The organism is Gordonibacter massiliensis (ex Traore et al. 2017) (assembly GCF_019731765.1).
Taxonomy (GTDB): domain Bacteria; phylum Actinomycetota; class Coriobacteriia; order Coriobacteriales; family Eggerthellaceae; genus Gordonibacter; species Gordonibacter massiliensis.
The window spans coordinates 1-16883 of the sequence record NZ_JAASIO010000008.1 but is presented as its reverse complement, the minus strand read 5'-3'; the positions used below and the strand labels follow the sequence as shown (position 1 = coordinate 16883).

Genomic DNA, 16883 nt, shown 5'->3' with positions numbered 1-16883 from the left:
CCGGGCCCGAGCGGTGTACAATGGCGGAAAACGCCCGCTTCGCGTGGTGCCTCGCCTGCGCGCTTCGGGCCGGTCTTGCTGAAGGAGCCGCACATGAGCATCGTCGCCGCCTACGTCGTACCCCATCCGCCGCTCATCGTGCCCGCCGTCGGGCATGGCGAGGAGCGCGCCATCCAACGCACCGTCGACGCCTACGAGGAGGTGGCCCGGCGCATCGCCGCCCATGCGCCCGACACCATCGTGGTCGTCTCGCCCCATGCCCCGCTCTACTACGATTGCTTCCATATCTCAACCGGCGACGCCGCCCATGGCGACATGGGGCAGTTCGGCGCTTGGGACGCGGCCATGAACGTGCCCTACGATCCCTCCTTCGCCGCCGCGGTGTCGGCTTGCGCTCGCGCGCGCGGCGTGCCCATCTGCGGCAGCGGCATGCGCGACGGCGAGCTCGACCACGCCACCTTCGTGCCGCTGCACTTCGTGAACGAGCGCTACGCGGGCTACCGGCTCGTACGCGTGGGCCTGGCGGGCCTGCCTCCGGCCGACCACCGGGAGATCGGCCGCTGCATCGCCGAAGCGGCGCGCGACCTGGATCGGAGCTGCGTGCTCGTGGCCTCGGGCGACCTTTCGCACAAGCTCAAGGAAAGCGGTCCCTACGGCTTCGCGCCCGAGGGACCCGTGTTCGACCGCGACGTCACGGACCTGCTCGACGCGGGCGACCTCGAAGGGCTGTTCGCGTTCGACGAGGCGTTCCTCGAAGCGGCCGCCGAATGCGGCCTGCGCTCGTTCCAGATCATGGCGGGCGCGTTGGACGGCCTTGCCTGCACCCACGAGCTCCTGAGTTACGAAGGCCCCTTCGGCGTGGGTTACGCCGTGGCGGCTTTCGAGGTCCAGGGAGCCGACGGCGACGGCGCGGTGGCCGCGGCGGTGGACGCGGCGGCCGACAAGCGCGACGCTGCCGACGAAGCGGCGGGCGAGGGCGGCGTCGACCCGTTCGTCGCGCTGGCGCGCGCCTCGGTGGAGGGGTTCGTGAGCACGGGGCGCCCCATCGCGCGTCCCGAAGGGCTGCCGCCCGAGCTCGCCGACGCGCGCGCCGGCGTGTTCGTGTCGCTGCACGAGGGCGGCAACCTGCGCGGCTGCATCGGAACCATCGAGCCCGTCACCGGATCCGTGGCCGACGAGATCATCCGCAACGGCGTGGCCGCCGCGAGCGAGGATCCGCGGTTCCCGCCGGTGGGAGAGGAGGAGCTGGACGCCCTGTCGTATTCGGTGGACGTGCTGTTCCCGCCCGAGCCCGTCGATTCCGAGGCGCAGCTCGATCCCGCGCGCTACGGCGTGATCGTCGAGAAAGGCTGGCGCCGCGGCCTGCTGCTGCCGAATCTGGAAGGTGTGGACACGGTGGCCGAGCAGGTTTCCATCGCGCGCGCCAAGGCGGGCATCGCGCCCGACGAAGAGGGCGTGCGCCTTCAGCGCTTCGAGGTCGTGCGCCATGACCGCGGAGGCGGGGCCCGGCGTGGTTGAGCGGGTCGAGGGAGCGCGCCGGCGCGGGTCGGCGGGCGGACGGGCGCCGGCGCTCGAGGACGCGTCGGTCGTTGCGCCCGGGCCCGAGCATGCCGACTCGGTTACGGACCCTGCTTCGCGCGCGGCCCGCGCCGTCTGCCGCATCTGCCCGCACGCCTGCGCGCCCGCCGAGGGCCGCCACGGGATATGCCGCGCCCGCGTCGCGCGGGGCGGGGAAGTGGTCTGCGAGAACTACGGCCGCGTGACGTCGCTCGCGCTCGACCCCGTGGAGAAGAAGCCCCTCGCGCGCTGGCGCCCCGGCGCACTCGTTCTGTCCGCAGGCTCCTACGGCTGCAACCTGCGCTGCCCGTTCTGCCAGAACGCCGAGATAGCCTGCGCGGGCGAGGGCGACGTGGCGTGGCGCGCGCTGGAACCGGCCGAGCTCGTGGCGCTGGCGGCGGAGGCGCGCCCGCGCGGATGCGTCGGCATAGCCTACACGTACAACGAGCCCTTCGTCGGCTTCGAGTTCGTGCGCGACACCGCCCGGCTCGCCCGCGAGGCCGGTTTGGCGAACGTCGTCGTGAGCAACGGCATGGTCAACCCCGGGCCGCTCGCCGAGGTGCTGCCGTATCTCGATGCCGCCAACATCGACCTCAAAGGGTTCACGCGGGACTTCTACGACCTGGTGGGCGGCGACTTGGACACGGTGAAGGAAACGATAGCCGCCTTGTCCGCCTGTTCAACGTGCCACGTGGAGGTGACGACGCTCGTGGTGCCCGGCTTGAACGACGACGCCGCCGAGATCGACGCCGCGGCCGCTTGGCTCGCCTCTCTCGATCCCGCCATCCCGTACCACCTCACGCGCTTCTTCCCCTGCCATCGCATGGCCGACCGCGCGCCCACGCCCGTGTCCACCCCGCGCGAGCTCGCCGTCGTCGCCCGCCGCCATCTGGACGACGTGCTGTTGGGCAACTGCTGAGCGCGTCGCTCGACGCCCCCGGCGTGACCGTTCGCCGCGGGCTCTTCCGCGCGGACGCCTCCATGTCGCCCGCTTGCGCTCGCTCATACGGCATGCCCTCCGTTTCGCCTGCTCGCCCTTGCCCATGCGACACGCTCTCCGTTTCGCGCGCACTGGTTTATGCGGCAAGCCCTTCCGTAGGGGCGCTCTCCTGAGCGTCCGCTCGCGCGCAGCGCGAGAACGCGGCCCTCGGTTGCTTTTCCGGCTTCGCCGGAACGGGCGATCAGGAGATCGCCCCTACGGGCTTCGCGGTCGCCGCCCGCCCCGCGCATCCGCTATACTGGCTCCTAACCGCTTTTGAGGAGAGCCATGCTGCCCTATTTCAAGAAGTACCTGATCGCCGCCTACGCGCTGTCCGTGCTGATACCCGTGGCCTCCCTGGCCGCCTTCTCGGTGGTCATGGGCGGCAACGTGGTCAAGACGCTGCCGGGGCTGTTCTCGTCGCTCATGCTGTTCGTCGCCTGCCTCTATGCGCTGCCGCGCATCATGGGCCGGCAGGCCGACCGAAAAGCCGACGCCATCGTGTCGCTCTACAACGACGCCTGCGATCCGCCGGCTTTCCTGGAGCAGGCCGCCGTGCCCGCCGGTGCCGTGAAGGCGCCGTACACGGAAGCGGGCTCGTGGTTCCTCTCGTTCTACGCGCTCGCGCTGGCCGACGAGGGGCGGGCGGAAGAGGCCGCGCGCATCGGCGAGAACATGCGCGCGAGCGCCGCTCAAACGCAGGATCCGAAGGTTCGCGCGGCGCTGTTCGTGAACATGGAGCCCGTAGTGCTCAGGCTGCTGGGCGCCCAGGTCGCGCTTGGCGTGGTCGAGGAGGCCGAACGGCTGTTGGTCGGCGCGGTGGACGAGGAGAGCGCCCAGCGGCGCAACTTCCTGGCGTGGGAGCGCGGCGTGCTGGGAGCCCGGTTGGATGGCGACGACGACGTGCTGGCGGAGAAATTCGAGCACGTGCGCTCCCAAGCCGCTTACCCGCTGCGCATGCGCGTGCTGGCCGCCGCCGACGAGGCGGAGGTCCGCCGCCGTCAGGGCGACGCAGCCCGCGAGCGGGAGTGCCTGCGGTTCGTCGCGGAGCACGGCAACCGTCTGCCCGCCGCGGCCGCCGCGCACGCGCGCCTCGCGGAACTGGGCGCCTAGCAGCCTGCGCCCTCATTGCTTGAGACGGGCCGGGTTCGGGTTGGCGAAAGCCTCCCAACAGGCTTTGCGCAAGATCGAACGGCAACGAGGCGTCGCGCAAGACGTCGCGTGGGCCGATGAATGCCGGCAAGGGGCGTCCGCCGGCCGGTCTGGCTTTTTTCGCATGGTGCGCGGCCGCTTTCGCCGTGGTCGTTGACCTGCTCCACCTTCTTTCTAAGATGGAACGAATCGCAATCGACGCGCGCCTGCCTGCGGCGCGCTAGGGGAAAGGCCTGTTCGTGGAGAAGCGCCGTCCGGCGCGGCGTCGAGCCGCCGTTGTCCTATTCACCGTGTTGCTTGCCGTGCTGGTCTGCTCGGCGACGGCGGGCTTCGGCTTCCTGCTGTGGCAGCAGGGCCAGGCGGCTCGAGCCGTGCAGGAGGTGGTCGAAACGCCGCTGCCGGCGTTGGAGCGCGCCTTCGACGCGCCTGCGGACGAGCCGATGCAGAATCCCATCGACTTCGCCGCGCTCCAGGCCGAGAACCCGGACGTCTACGCGTGGGTGTACGTGCCGAACACGAACGTCAACCTGCCCGTGCTCCAGCGGCCGGGCGACGACTTCTACTACCTCGACCACGACCGCCACGGCGAGCCCGCCGTTGAGGGCGCGGTGTTCTCCCAGATGGCGAACGCGAAGGACTTCTCCGATCCCGTCACCGTGCTCTACGGACACAACATCGTGAACGACGGCATGTTCGCCACGCTGCACGACTTCGAGGACCCGGCGTTCTTCGAGGCGAACGACGCGTTCTACGTCTACGTTCCGGGGCGCATCCTCGAGTACCGGGTGGTGGCGGCCTACGAGTACGACGACCGGCACATCCTCAACTCGTTCGACTTCTCCGACCCCGCCGTGCGCGCCGGCTACTTCGCCTCCGTCCTCGCGCCCGACGACCCGCAGGCGAACGTGCGCGACGGCGCGCAGCTCGACGCTGAAAGCCGCATCGTGCAGCTCAGCACCTGCCGCTCGGCCCTCACGAGCGATCCGGTGCGCTACCTCGTCACCGGCGTGCTCGTGGGCGAGACCGCCACGGCGTAGGACGCGGCCCCGCTTTCGCAGCGAGGGCCGCCGCTTTCGTCGGAGGGGTCGTACGAGGCGCCCGCGTGCCGTAGCATGAGGTGGCTGTGGAACGCTTGCGCCCTTTTGCGGGAGCGCATCGACGAGAGAGGTGCTGATATGAGGAAGAAGCTGGCGGCGCTCGCATGCGCCGGGATGATGGCGTGCGCGCTCCCCGCGCTCGCGTGGGCCGACGAGGTCGCTGAGCCGACGGCCGATCAGGCGACCGCGCAGGAGCCGGCAACGGCCCGCTCGATCGGGCCGTGGCAGGAGAGCGCGTCGAGCGAGGACGCCCTCCTTACCTGCGAGACGAGGGCGTCCTCGCTCGTCGTCATCGCTACGAGCGAGACGACCGACGACGCTCTGGACGGCATGCCCTCGTTCGTGGTCGTTGTCGGGAACGCCACCAAGAAGATCGATTTCGGCGTCGGGCTCATCGCGGGCGGCGCATACGCCGGCTGCAACAAGCTCGAGGTGCACGTGAAGCCGAGCGCGGGCAGCGCCGGCGTCGCTAAGACGTTCGAGGTGACGAGGGCCGCCAACCAGAGCAGCTTCAACTTCTCGTCCGAGATGTTCAACCTCGGCGACCAGACGGGCGATGCCACCTACAACGCCGAGTTCGTCATGACGCTCGTGCCCTCGAAGGTGGACGTGGACGAGCCGGAGGCCGATCAGCCCGCGGCGGCCCCGTCCAACGCGGACACCGGCACCACGTCGCCGAAGACCGGCGGGGACGCCGGCGCGCTGGCGGGCGCGTCCTGCGGCATGCTGGCCGCCGCCGGGGCGCTGGCCCTCGCACTGCGCAGGATGCTTGCGAAGTAGCCTGCGCAGTCGTTGTCGAACGGGTGGAAGCGGGGCCGCCCGTTCGACAACTGGAGGAGGTGAGTCGTCGCGCGGGCGGCAGGTTTGAGAAAGCCTTCGTGGCTCTCTTCCCGTTTATCGGTCAGCCGAGGTACTTCTCGAAATACCCTGCGCCCTTGAAAGCGAACGTCTTGCTCTTGACGCGCAGGTTGAAGGCGAAGGGAACGAGGATGAGGAGCACGGCGACGCCCAGGCATATCCCGAGCCCCGCTAAGACTTGCGTCCATTCGAAGGCGTTGTTCGCCAGCCAGACGATGCCGAAGACGGAGAGCGGAGCCAAAACGAGCAGCGACGTCGCCTCTCCGGGGGCGTATATCGTCCTCTTCCCCTTGTCCTTGAATCGCCGGTGCATGCCGATGCCCTCGCGCGTGTGGTTGAGCAGCTCCACCAATCCGAAGAACACCGCCACCGTCACGGCGGTCGCGCCGAGCGTGCCGGCATTGACCGCGATCAGCACGAACGCGATTTCCGCGCCGAGGTTGGTGACCATGTTGGTGGCGCGGTTCTGCGGATAGACGAGCGGCTCCGTCGAGCCGAAGCTCAGGTTGTTCATGTAGAAGAAACCGCCCGGCCACGTGTTCTCCTCGAACACATGCATCGGTATGCCGACCGCCAGCGCCCAGGCGATCCTTTCCGCAACGCTCAGGTTCCCCCAATTGAAAACGAGGACGGCGAGCGCTGCAAGGCCCAAGGCGTACACCGCCGCAAGCCATGCCTTGTCGCACCATACGCTGAGCGCCTTCTTAACAGTGCCCATGTCGTCCTCGTTTCATCGGTTTCTCAGCCCGAGCTTGGAATTGCCCGCAAGCCAGCCGAGGCCGATCAGCAAGGCGGCGTTGAACACCTGGATGGCCACCAGAACCTCGCCGCTGTAGGCCCCACGGAGCACGAAAAGGATCACCGAGCCCATGAGCACGACATGGCAGAGAACCCCTATCCCGATCGCCGCAAGAAGGGACGTGCCGGGGAGCTTCCCTTTGGCCTTGCCGACGCCCAGAACGAACATCCAGATGACCAGCGGGTAGAAAAGCACTATCGCGCTCACCGCGCCGGAGGTGTAGCCGACGCCGATGATGAGAGGCGCCGTGTGCGTGACGGCGTTCACCAGCAGCATGGACGCGAGGACCAAGGATGCCAGCGGGCGCTTCTTGCCCATGGCCGCCAGAAGCGGAAACGCGATCCACACCATGGACACGTTGACCACGGTGAAGAACAGGGCCGGGACGTCGCCCGAGCCGCCGAGCATGCCCGCCAGGCGCTCTATCGACGCGGGGAAACCGTACTGCATGCCGGTGATGTCGATGCCGTATTCCTCGAAGTTGTGGATGAAGTACGCAAGCGAGCATGCCCAGCCGAGCCAGTAGAGGTCTTTGTAGCGCGGCGTCGCAAGGTTGCTCCTCAGCTTGTTCGTGAAGAACAGGAAAAAAGCCAGCACAAGGCCCAGGCACGAGCCAATCCACACCCAATTCATGTCGAACCATGTAGTTTCCATTCGCAAGCCTCCTTCATGCAACACGTTCGTCATGTCGATTATAATTAGCCTCATGTGTTAATTAAACGGCCTGATTCGCCAGATGAGGCCAATTGGGGGGATTGGGAGGAATCGTGAGCAGACCGAAGTACGAGCCGGGCGCCAAAACCGCGCGAGATCAGGTGATAGAGTCCTTCTGGGCCTTGCTGGAGCGAAAGCCCTACGAGAAGATGGGCGTGCGCGAGATAATCCGCGCTGCCGAGGTGAACAAGAACACCTTCTACCACCATTTCGAGAACATCGACGACCTCGCCCAGCAGGCGATCGACGAGGCCCTGCCCAAGGAATTGTGCAAATTCTTTCTCATGGAGGGAGGTTCCGCTCGAAAAGACGCCCTCTTCCTCATGAGCGCGCCTTACACCGCAGCTCGGTTCGACCGGGTCAAGGTGATGCTTTCCGACAACGGCGTCGCTTTGCAGGGACGCGTCAAGCTGAAGGTGATCGATGCCTGGCGCGAGGCGCTCGGTCTCGACGCGTTCAGCGAGATTCAGAGAAGACTCGCTCTGTTCCTTGCCGGCGGAATTATCAGCACGCTGCAAGGGAGGGATCCTCGCGAGTACCCGACCGTGTTGTCCGAGCTTGCCGGCACCAAGCCCCTTCAAGCGTTCATGGAGGAATTGAGTAGCTGGAAAAGTTGAGGTTCGTGCTTTGGTGGCGAAAACACAGAGGCTTCGGCGAAAAGCAAAATGGAGGCACCCGTGCAATCAAACCGTTGCGATTATGCAGAACTTCTTCAAGTTTCTGCATAAAAGGGGTTACCAAACGGGTTCAAAGCGCATATACTGCCCTCAGTCCTTTAAAAGCGGTACAGAGAGACCGACAAGGTAGAACCCCAAGCGCCCACCCGAACAAGGGCGCGACGAGTCGAAGCCTTTGTCTGTCGCGGAGGCTTTTTTCATGCCCGGCGACGGACGCCCGCGAAGCGGGGGAGTGCGAAAGCGCGAACCGGCGAGGCGTGGTGAGGGTCGCCTGTACCATCCCGAATGAAAGGGGTGGGTGCATGACCGAAGCAGGCACGGTCAAAACCGTCTGCATGGATGCGGACGAGATCGAGCGGTCGCTGACGCGCATCGCGCATCAGATCCTCGAAACCAACAAGGGCGCGGACAACATCGCGCTCGTCGGCATCGTGACGCGCGGCGATCTGCTCGCCAAGCGCCTGGCCGAGAAGATCGAGGCCATCGAGGGCACGAAGGTGCCGCTCGGCAAGCTCGACATCAGCTTCTACCGCGACGACTTCGCGACGCATCTCTCTCCCGAGGTGCACTCCACCGACATCCTCTTCGACCTGGACGGCAAGGACGTCGTGCTCGTGGACGACGTGCTGTACACCGGCCGCACCATCCGCGCCGCGCTCGACGCCCTCATGGACATCGGCCGCCCCGCCACCGTGCAGCTGGCCGTGCTGGTGGACCGCGGTCACCGCGAGCTGCCCATCCGCGCCGACTTCGTGGGCAAGAACGTGCCGTCCTCGGCCGACGAGAACGTGCGCCTGTTCCTAGAGGAGACGGACGGCAAGTCCGAAGTTGAGATTCTGGAAATGGCTCCGGGCTCCCGTGCGGGTTCGGCACCGCTGGGAGGTGAATAGGGCATGGCCTTCAACCACAAGCATCTGATCGACATCACGGAGTACTCCGCCGACGACATCATGACCGTCCTCGAGACGGCCGTCCGATTCAAGGAGGTCAACGAGCGCCGCATCAAGCAGGTGCCCACGCTCAAGGGCGTCACGGTTGTGAACATGTTCAACGAGCCGTCCACGCGCACGCGCTCCTCGTTCGAGATCGCCGAGAAGCGCCTGAGTGCCAACAGCCTGAACTTCGGCGGCAGCTCCACCTCCACGGTGAAGGGCGAGAGCCTGGTGGACACGGTAGAGACGCTCTGTGCCTATAAGATCGACATGATCATCGTGCGCGACAAGCACGCCGGCGTGCCGCGCAAGATCGCCGACGTCTCCGGCGCGCACGTCATCGACGCGGGCGACGGCAAGCACCAGCATCCCACGCAGGCCCTCTTGGACCTGTACTCCATCTGGGAGGTCAAAGGCGATCTTGCCGGCCTCAAGGTGGGCGTCGTGGGCGACATCGGGCACTCCCGCGTGTGCGGCTCGCTCATCCCCGCGCTCAAGATCATGGGCTGCGAGGTGACGGTTATCGCCCCGCCCACGCTCATGCCGGCCCGCCCCGACATCCTGGGTGCCGACCATGTGACCACGAAGCTCGACGAGGCTCTGCCGGAGCTGGACGTGGTGTATATGCTGCGCATCCAGCGCGAGCGCCTCGAGGGCGCGCCGTATCCGTCGCTGCGCGAGTACAACATGCTGTACGGCCTGACGAAGGACCGCGAACCCCTGATGAAACCCGACGCCCTCATCTGCCATCCCGGCCCCATCAACCGCGGCGTCGAACTGGATAGCTACATGGCCGACCACCCGAAGCGCTCGGTCATTCTCGATCAGGTCTATGCCGGTATCCTCACCCGCATGGCCGAAATGTACCTGCTGCTCGGAGGGAGCGAAGATGGCCTTACTGCTTAAGAACGCCCATGTGATCGACCCGCAGGTCGGTCTGAACGAAACGGCCGACATCCTCGTGCGCGACGGGAAGATCGTCGAAATCGGCCAGAACCTTTCGATGGAGAAGGGCGTCGAGCGCGACCTGGGCGGCAAGGTCGTCGTCCCCGGCCTCGTGGACATCCACGTGCATCTGCGCGAGCCCGGCTACGAGCTGAAGGAGGACATCGCCTCCGGCACGCGCGCCGCAGCGCACGGCGGGTTTACGGCGGTGTGCTGCATGCCGAACACGAAGCCCGTCATCGACAACGCCGTGGGCGTGGAGTACGTGAAGGCCCGCGCGGCGGCCGTCGGCAAGTGCCGCGTGCACGTGGCCGGCTCCTGCTCACAGGGCTTGAAGGGTGAGACGCTGTCCGAGATGGGCGACATGGTGGCGCACGGCGCCGTCGCCTTCACCGACGACGGCCGCGGCGTGCAGGGCGCGGGCATGATGCGCCGCGTCATGGACTACGCCGCGCAGTTCGACCGCGTGGTGATGAGCCACTGCCAGGACGAGGACCTCGTCGGCGCCGGCCAGGTGAACGAGGGCGTCGTGTCCACGCGCCTGGGCATGCTGGGCTGGCCGGCCGAGGGCGAGGAGATCCAGATCGCCCGCGACATCGCCATCTGCCGCCTCACCGGCTGCCCGCTGCACATCCAGCACCTCACCACGGCCCGCGGCCTGGAGCTTGTGCGCGCCGCCAAGGCCGAGGGCCTGCCGGTCACCTGCGAGGTCACGCCGCACCACCTGTTCCTCACCGAGGACGCCATCGGCGACGACTACAACACCTTCCTCAAGGTGAACCCGCCGCTGCGCACAGCCGAGGACGCCGCCGCGCTCGTCGAGGGCGTGAAGGACGGCACGGTGGACGCCATCGTCACCGACCACGCGCCGCACAACGACTTCGAGAAGAACGCCGAGTTCGAGCTGGCGCCCTTCGGCATGATAGGCCTGGAGACGTCGCTCGCGCTCGTCATCACGAACCTGGTCAAGCCGGGCGTCATCAGCTGGGAGCGCGCCGTGGAGCTCATGGCCGCGAAGCCCCGCGAGATCCTGCGCGTCGAGCGCGTGGCGCTCGAGCCGGGCGCTGTGGCCGACCTCACGGTCATCGACCCGGAGGCCGCCTGGACGGTGGACGCCGCCGACTTCCAGTCGAAGGCCGTGAACTCGGGCTTCATCGGCGCCGAGCTGACCGGCCGCGCCACCGACGTCTACGTGGGCGGCTACGCCACCCTGGAGGACGGCGCCATCGTCGAATAGACGCGAAACCCGCACGACCCGCACTCAGCAGCCCCGCATCGACATTTCGGTGCGGGGCCGCTCTGCGTGAAACGCACGGTTTCTTTCACGGAGCCCGCAGGGTTTCGTGCAGTTTCTTCCCTTCGAAACGCACGAAAATCACCGCTGTGAAGCCGCAGAGCAACGTATGGACAAAATCCTCTGTTTCCGTATTTTCAAAACACCAGTTCACAGCCTTGGGATTTCGAAAGACTCATAGCTCCTTTAGCCGGCGACGCTTCCGGTGCCCTTTTTCGCGCCTTTAACGTCGCGCGAAAGCTTCACAGCGGTGATTTTCGTGACTTAGGTCCGAATTCGGAAGCATGTGCTACTATGGCGTCATCAAAGAGCCGATGCAGGCGCTCTTCGTACCAAGAAGCTGCCCAGTGTGGAAACCGACGCCCTTGTTTCCCCCTCCCACGCTTGCAAGATCCTCTCAGCCTAAGGGCGTGTGAGGGGAGCCTTGCGCCATGAACGGTTTGCGACTCTATTTCGGCCATCGAACGGCGTTTCAATTCCTGCGCACGACGCGACCCTGTTCCCGTTTTGCGGTGCGGAGCGGCCCGGTCAAGCTACCCGATCAAGCGCCAAGCGACGAAGAGCTTGCTAAAACCATCGAGCGATTGCAGGCGACTCATCCGAGCATGCGCATCGATTTCCCTGTCCATGTACTGGTGGGTTCTGGCGAGCTTCGCCGCTTCTCAAGCGCTTGCAAGGAACACGTGGTGTCTGCTCCTTTGGCGGGTAGATCGTTCTATCGCCTCACGGAAGGCGCGTACGCGGCGGCGCCTGCTTTTGCTCTCGTGCAACTTGCTGCGCGAGAGAAGAGCGAGGTTGCCCTGCTGGAGTTGGCCTACGAGGTGTGCGGAACATATCAAACGCAGCGAACGGGGGTTGATTCTGCTTACGACGCGACCCCTCTCGCATCGGTTCACGATCTACGGGATTTTGTATCGCGGAACCCGTCGCTCGACGGCGCACGCAAGGTCGCTCGCATCCTGCGCTATGCGGCCGACGGGTCCGCGTCGCCGCGCGAGACGAAGCAGGCGCTCGTGCTGGGGTTGCCGCATGCACGCGGTGGCTACGGGCTGGGCATTCCCCGGATGAACTACGAGGTGCGCGCGAGCCCGGCGGCCCGGGCCCTTACGGGCAAGGCGTTCTTCCGGTGTGACCTCTGCTGGCCGGAGGCGAAGCTGGACGTGGAGTACCAGAGCCGTTGGGCACACGAGGGCGAAGCGAAGCGCCTCGAGGACTCGCGCAGGACGAACGCGCTCGCGACCATGGGATGGACGGTCGTGGGCGTCACCAACGACGAGTTGGACAGCCTCGCCGCCACCGATGCGATAGCGAACACGATACGCCGGCACCTGGGAAAGCGCACGCAGGTGCACGTGTCGGACCACCATGCACGCAAGCTGCGGCTTCGGCGGCAGTTGGGACTCCCCGTAGGATACGAGTGAGGGGTTCCGACGGATAGCCGCGCCTTCTGGGACGGCCCGAGCCTCCATGCAAGGCGGCATGGGCGGGGGGTCGGCGGCGTTGCACGCGACGCAGCCCCCTGCCGGCTCCGAGGTTCCGGCAGGGGGCTGCGTCGAAAGCACCGTTCCATCGATCTGGTAGGGCAAGGGCCCTGCCCTTTGCCGTCCGACGAGGGATGACTGAGGCGGCCTTCCGCAAGTTGCCGGTCAGCTCTGCGGAAGGGTGCCGGAGAGGTGCCTTGCGGCGGCTTTTGATACGCCTCCGCTGAAAGGGAACGTTTCCCGGGTTGGCGGCAAGGGCAGAGCCCTTGCCCTACGGCGCTGCCGAAAAGACTCCTTTGCCGCAAGCGTCTTCGCGCTTCTCGCGCATTGCACACATGCACACGTAAGCTATTAATTATACGCCTTCTAGGCCAAGTCGGCGGTAGTAACTTCGGGATGAACTGGCTGGTCCGGTAGTAAATCGGTATGAAACGGCTTGCCGTGCCTCGCAGCAAAATATTTATTCTTCAAAAAGTCTAAATTGGGTCGATTACCGGCACCCCTGCCTCTTTGCGAACATAAAGCCGGTTTCCGAATCGTAGCAGTTGAGAAAGGAGGGGGAGCGGATCGGACGCCGCGCAAACGACTCGATGCAAACAACGGATCGTATTAGGACAGGGAGTGAGGAACAGTGACGCTTAAAGTTGACATAACTCATGACAGCGACGCGACGAAGGAAGTTCGCCCCACCTTCTTCAACGAGCCGCCGGTCATGTACACCGGGGGAGACGTTCCGTGGCAGTGGGAAGAGGACGGCATGGTGTGCACCCGTTCGGCCGCCTGGTCGGCGCCGGGGTGCCATGACGGCTGCGGCGTCGTCATCTACACCGACAAGGAGACGGGCAAGTTCGTCAAGGTCGAGGGCGACGAAGAGAACCCGTACTACCAAGGGCGCCTGTGCTCGCGCTGCCTGGACGTGGCGGAGGCCATCTACCATCCCGACCGCCTGCTGTACCCCATGATCCGCGATCGCAAGGACCGGGGCAAGGCCGACGCGTTCAAGCGCATCAGCTGGGACGAGGCGTACGACACCATCGACCGCGAGTTCACGAAGATCCGCGAGGAGTCCGGCGGCAAGTCGATCATATTCGCGTCGGGCACCGGCCGCGTGACGCCGCCTATCAACGCGCGCCTCGGCTACGCGTTCGGCTCCATCCAGTACTCGTACTTCCTCTCGGGCAACGCCTGCTACGTGCCGCGCGTGGCCGCCTCCAACACCATCATGGGCTGCTACACCTGCCCCGACTTCTCCATGCAGTTCCCCGACCGCTACGACAACCCGGAATGGGTCGCGCCGAAGAACATCTTCGTGTGGGGAAACAACCCGCTGGTGGCCAACGCCGACGGCAACCTGGGCCACTGGGTCGTCGACTGCATGAAACGCGGCTCGCAGCTCATCGTGGTCGATCCGCGCGCCACGTGGCTCGGCACCAAGGCCGACCTGTGGCTGCAGATCCGACCGGGCACCGACTCCATGCTGGCCCTGGCCATGGGCAAGTACCTCATCGAGAACGACCTGTACGACCACGAGTTCGTCGAAAGCTGGTGCTACGGCTTCGAGGAGTACTACGAGGCCTGCAAGCCCTACGACCTCGACACCGCCTCCGAGATCACCTGGCTTTCGAAGGAGGACATCGTCGAGGCGGCCGAGCGCATGGCGCAGAAGCCGTCGTGCGTGCAGTGGGGCCTGGCCATCGATATGAACCTCCAGTGCATCAACGCTTCCCAGGCGGTCGTCAACCTGTGGTCCATCACCGGTCAGATCGACATCCCGGGCGGTATGATAACCGTTCACGATCCGTACAACACCGAGGTGTGGCTGCCTCCCGACCCCAAGGAGGTTTTCACCCCCGAAGAGGAGAAGCAGCGCATCGGCAGCGTGTACGAGATGATAACGAACTCCGGCATGGTCCAATGCCAAGCCGACACCATGGTGGACCAGCTGATCACCGGACGCCCCTACAAGGTGCGCGGCGCATGGCTGCAGTCCACCAACCCCTTGGCCTGCTGCGGCCAAGAGCCGAAGAACCGCATCGAGAAGGGCCTAAAGAACTGCGAGATCGTCGTGTGCGTCGAGTGCTTCATGACGCCCACCGCCATGGCCTGCGCCGACATCGTGCTGCCGCTGTGCTTCTATCCGGAGCGCGAAGGCCTGCGCTCGGTGTGGTACTACATCCAGAACACGAACAAGGCCTGCGAGCCGCTCGGCGAGGCGAAGGACGATTTCCAGATCAACTGGGAGCTGGGCCGCCGCTGGAACAAGGACCTGTGGCCGGGCGACACGCTGGAAGACTACTTCAGCCACCTCATCAAGGAGGCCAACCTCACCTACGACGAGAGCCGCAAGGCCAACTGGGTCTACCCCGAGTTCCACTACCAGAAGTACCGCACCGGCGAGCAGCGCCCGGACCACCAGCCCGGCTTCAACACCATCACGGGCCGCGTGGAGCTGTACTCGCTCTTGCTGCAGCAGTGGGGGCAGGCGCCGCTGCCGTCCTACCACGAGCCGCCCATGAGCCCCGTCAGCCGGCCCGAGCTGGTCGAGGAGTACCCGTTCATCCTGACCACCGGCGCCCGCCATTACGCGTCGTTCCATTCCGAGCATCGCCAGATGGACCGCTTGCGCGCCATGCATCCCGACCCGTGGTTCGAGATCAACCCCGAGGCGGCAGCCGACTTGGGCATCAAAGAGGGCCAGTGGTGCTGGCTGGAGAGCCCCGTGGGACGCGCGCGCCTGACGGCGCACATCACGCCCATCATCGACGCGCGCGTCGTGCAGGCCGACCATGCCTGGTGGTTCCCCGAGGCCGACCCCGAAGACCAGGGCGAAGGCTGCTTCGCCACCTACGCGACCAACATCAACGAAGTGGTTCCGGCCGGTTGCGGTGACACGGGCTTCGGCGACCAGTGCAAGTGCTTCATGTGCAAGGTGTACCCCTGCGAGCCTCAGGAGATCCCCTTGCCTACGGCCGCCGACCCCAAGGATCGATTCGCCGAGGGCAGCTTCCGTAACTTTACCTACGAAGCGGAAAGGGAGGCATAGCGATGGCTGAGAAGGCATGCGGGCTTCTGATCAACTACGAATACTGCACGGGATGCCGTGCGTGCGAGATGGCCTGCTCGGTAGAGCACGGCATACCGCTCGGCCGCTTCGGCATCAAGCTGTCCTGCACCGGTCCATGGAAGATCGACGGCAAGCGCTGGCAAAACGACATGGTGCCCATCCCCACCGACGAGTGCGATCTGTGCGCCGGTCGTTTGGAAAAGGGCCAGAAGCCGACGTGCGCGAAGCACTGCCAGGCGCTGGTCATCGAGTACGGCGCGGTTGACGAGCTGGCGGCGAAGATCGCCTCGGCCAAGACGAAGCACGTCCTGTTCGTGCCCAAGGCCGGTTGCGCCGACTAGGATACGGCTCGTTGGCAGGGAGGGGTATCAAGGCTGTCGAAAGGCGCGTTCTCGGCATCGTATCGTAGGGCAAGGGCTCCGCCCTTGCCCTACGGAAACGCTCCGACGATGCTTTTGGTATCCCTTCTGTTTTCGATTGAAGGGGACGGGGTGCGCTCGTGTGCGGAGGCTATACCAGGGTGTGCGTGCAGTGCGGCAGATGCGGGAAGGTGGCTCCTCGCCCCCTGAACGTCCTCGGCCGGTGCGTTCGCTGCGGTTTCGAGAACGACGCCGACGCGCTTCGGTGCGAACGCTGCGGCGCGGCCATCCCGAAGGCCCCCGGTGCCAAGATGGCGCTCCCGTCCCTGCCCAAGGGGAGTTCTCGGAAAGGAGATCGATCGACATGATCAGCAAGGAGGATGTTGGGGCGATCGTACCCGCCGCGTCCGTTCCGCCGGAGCAAGCGCAAGCGCTGAGGCATTCGGCGAGGCCCAAGCCCGAAGGGGAGGGTGCGGTCGAGATCTACTGCACCGTGTGCAACCAGCCTGCCACCGACGGCAGGTTCAGCCATTACGGTCCGAGCATGGAATGGTGGCATACCATCACGGGAACGCTCGACGAGATTCAGCTGGTCTATCAGACGGATCGCAATTACTGGGACAAAGTGGTGGCTCAAACGGTTCGCTGCGGCTGCGGCTGCGGAACCCCGCCGTGCGATCCGATGAAATGGGAAGTGCGCCAAGTGCCGCCCGGTGCGTGATGCCGTTCCCTCGCATTCGCATCCGGCAAATCCGCCTGTATCCCCGCACCGTGCGAGGAGAAAGGATCCGTTATGAGCAATACCGATTCGAGCACCCTTAAAACACCCGATCCTGCCGATACCGGCCCGAGTGGGCGGCCGCCCGCGTCCGACGAGGCGCGGAGCCTCCAGCGCAAAGGCTGGATCGTGCTGTTCGCCATGCTGTTCTGCGGCATCATCGTCATCATGAACCAGTTCAAGGTTCCCACGTTCAT

Annotated in this window: 16 protein-coding genes; 14 read left to right on the top strand and 2 right to left on the bottom strand. The window is 65.7% G+C overall.

What is annotated here, in order from left to right; genetic code table 11:
* Nucleotides 1-93 precede the first annotated feature (93 nt).
* From amrA to HCH03_RS09630, 5 genes are all read left to right on the top strand, one after another.
* Nucleotides 94-1518, top strand: coding sequence for an AmmeMemoRadiSam system protein A (amrA, locus tag HCH03_RS09650; protein ID WP_221689332.1), 1425 nt, complete (start codon nt 94-96; stop codon nt 1516-1518).
* Complete coding sequence (gene amrS / locus HCH03_RS09645; RefSeq protein WP_368042443.1) at nt 1511-2476, top strand: AmmeMemoRadiSam system radical SAM enzyme; 966 nt, start codon at nt 1511-1513, stop codon at nt 2474-2476. The genes amrA and amrS overlap by 8 nt, the downstream gene beginning before the upstream one ends.
* A gap of 348 nt (nt 2477-2824) precedes the next feature.
* Nucleotides 2825-3649 carry a hypothetical protein gene (locus tag HCH03_RS09640; RefSeq protein WP_221689330.1) on the top strand — a complete coding sequence of 275 codons (825 nt, stop codon included), beginning with the start codon at nt 2825-2827 and terminating at the stop codon, nt 3647-3649.
* Between the two features lie 278 nt (nt 3650-3927).
* Nucleotides 3928-4725, top strand: a complete 798-nt coding sequence (locus tag HCH03_RS09635) for a class B sortase (protein WP_221689329.1) — start codon at nt 3928-3930, stop codon at nt 4723-4725.
* A 138-nt stretch (nt 4726-4863) separates the two neighbouring features.
* Nucleotides 4864-5565, top strand: coding sequence for a hypothetical protein (locus HCH03_RS09630; protein WP_246599929.1), 702 nt, complete (start codon nt 4864-4866; stop codon nt 5563-5565).
* Nucleotides 5566-5686: 121 nt separating this feature from the next.
* Here the strand turns inward: HCH03_RS09630 and HCH03_RS09625 are convergent, their stop codons facing one another.
* Nucleotides 5687-6361: an HXXEE domain-containing protein gene (locus HCH03_RS09625; RefSeq protein ID WP_221689327.1), complete on the bottom strand. Its 675-nt coding sequence runs from the start codon at nt 6359-6361 to the stop codon at nt 5687-5689.
* A gap of 12 nt (nt 6362-6373) precedes the next feature.
* Nucleotides 6374-7096, bottom strand: coding sequence for an HXXEE domain-containing protein (locus HCH03_RS09620; RefSeq protein ID WP_221689326.1), 723 nt, complete (start codon nt 7094-7096; stop codon nt 6374-6376).
* A 113-nt stretch (nt 7097-7209) separates the two neighbouring features.
* Between HCH03_RS09620 and HCH03_RS09615 the strand changes: the two genes are divergently transcribed.
* The 9 genes from HCH03_RS09615 to HCH03_RS09575 all read left to right on the top strand — a co-directional run.
* Nucleotides 7210-7773, top strand: a complete 564-nt coding sequence (locus HCH03_RS09615) for a TetR/AcrR family transcriptional regulator (protein ID WP_221689325.1) — start codon at nt 7210-7212, stop codon at nt 7771-7773.
* A gap of 362 nt (nt 7774-8135) precedes the next feature.
* Nucleotides 8136-8723 carry a bifunctional pyr operon transcriptional regulator/uracil phosphoribosyltransferase PyrR gene (pyrR, locus tag HCH03_RS09610; protein ID WP_080143162.1) on the top strand — a complete coding sequence of 196 codons (588 nt, stop codon included), beginning with the start codon at nt 8136-8138 and terminating at the stop codon, nt 8721-8723.
* Between the two features lie 3 nt (nt 8724-8726).
* Nucleotides 8727-9671: an aspartate carbamoyltransferase catalytic subunit gene (locus tag HCH03_RS09605; protein WP_185906307.1), complete on the top strand. Its 945-nt coding sequence runs from the start codon at nt 8727-8729 to the stop codon at nt 9669-9671.
* Nucleotides 9655-10947, top strand: a complete 1293-nt coding sequence (locus HCH03_RS09600; RefSeq protein WP_221689324.1) for a dihydroorotase — start codon at nt 9655-9657, stop codon at nt 10945-10947. Before HCH03_RS09605 ends, HCH03_RS09600 begins: the two co-directional genes overlap by 17 nt.
* A gap of 488 nt (nt 10948-11435) precedes the next feature.
* The gene (locus HCH03_RS09595) at nt 11436-12425 is read left to right on the top strand and encodes an endonuclease domain-containing protein (RefSeq protein WP_221689323.1); all 990 of its coding nucleotides are present in this window, start codon (nt 11436-11438) and stop codon (nt 12423-12425) included.
* 691 nt (nt 12426-13116) lie between these two features.
* Entirely contained in the window at nt 13117-15528 is a 2412-nt protein-coding gene (locus HCH03_RS09590) for a molybdopterin-dependent oxidoreductase (RefSeq protein WP_221689322.1), read from the top strand.
* Nucleotides 15529-15530: 2 nt separating this feature from the next.
* Entirely contained in the window at nt 15531-15890 is a 360-nt protein-coding gene (locus HCH03_RS09585) for a 4Fe-4S binding protein (protein ID WP_185906304.1), read from the top strand.
* 382 nt (nt 15891-16272) lie between these two features.
* On the top strand, nt 16273-16629 hold the full coding sequence (locus tag HCH03_RS09580) for a hypothetical protein (protein WP_221689321.1): 357 nt from the start codon (nt 16273-16275) through the stop codon (nt 16627-16629).
* A 72-nt stretch (nt 16630-16701) separates the two neighbouring features.
* Nucleotides 16702-16883, top strand: a 182-nt coding sequence (locus tag HCH03_RS09575; protein WP_221689320.1) for a hypothetical protein, incomplete at its 3' end; no start/stop codon positions are given.

Coding starts and splice junctions, on each gene's coding strand:
- HCH03_RS09580 (WP_221689321.1), top strand. CDS start 16,273: ATGATCAGCAAGGAGGATGTTGGGGCGATCGTACCCGCCGCGTCCGTT.
- pyrR (WP_080143162.1), top strand. CDS start 8,136: ATGACCGAAGCAGGCACGGTCAAAACCGTCTGCATGGATGCGGACGAG.
- HCH03_RS09585 (WP_185906304.1), top strand. CDS start 15,531: ATGGCTGAGAAGGCATGCGGGCTTCTGATCAACTACGAATACTGCACG.
- HCH03_RS09625 (WP_221689327.1), bottom strand. CDS start 6,361: ATGGGCACTGTTAAGAAGGCGCTCAGCGTATGGTGCGACAAGGCATGG.
- HCH03_RS09605 (WP_185906307.1), top strand. CDS start 8,727: ATGGCCTTCAACCACAAGCATCTGATCGACATCACGGAGTACTCCGCC.
- amrA (WP_221689332.1), top strand. CDS start 94: ATGAGCATCGTCGCCGCCTACGTCGTACCCCATCCGCCGCTCATCGTG.
- HCH03_RS09630 (WP_246599929.1), top strand. CDS start 4,864: ATGAGGAAGAAGCTGGCGGCGCTCGCATGCGCCGGGATGATGGCGTGC.
- HCH03_RS09595 (WP_221689323.1), top strand. CDS start 11,436: ATGAACGGTTTGCGACTCTATTTCGGCCATCGAACGGCGTTTCAATTC.
- HCH03_RS09640 (WP_221689330.1), top strand. CDS start 2,825: ATGCTGCCCTATTTCAAGAAGTACCTGATCGCCGCCTACGCGCTGTCC.
- HCH03_RS09600 (WP_221689324.1), top strand. CDS start 9,655: ATGGCCTTACTGCTTAAGAACGCCCATGTGATCGACCCGCAGGTCGGT.
- HCH03_RS09620 (WP_221689326.1), bottom strand. CDS start 7,096: ATGGAAACTACATGGTTCGACATGAATTGGGTGTGGATTGGCTCGTGC.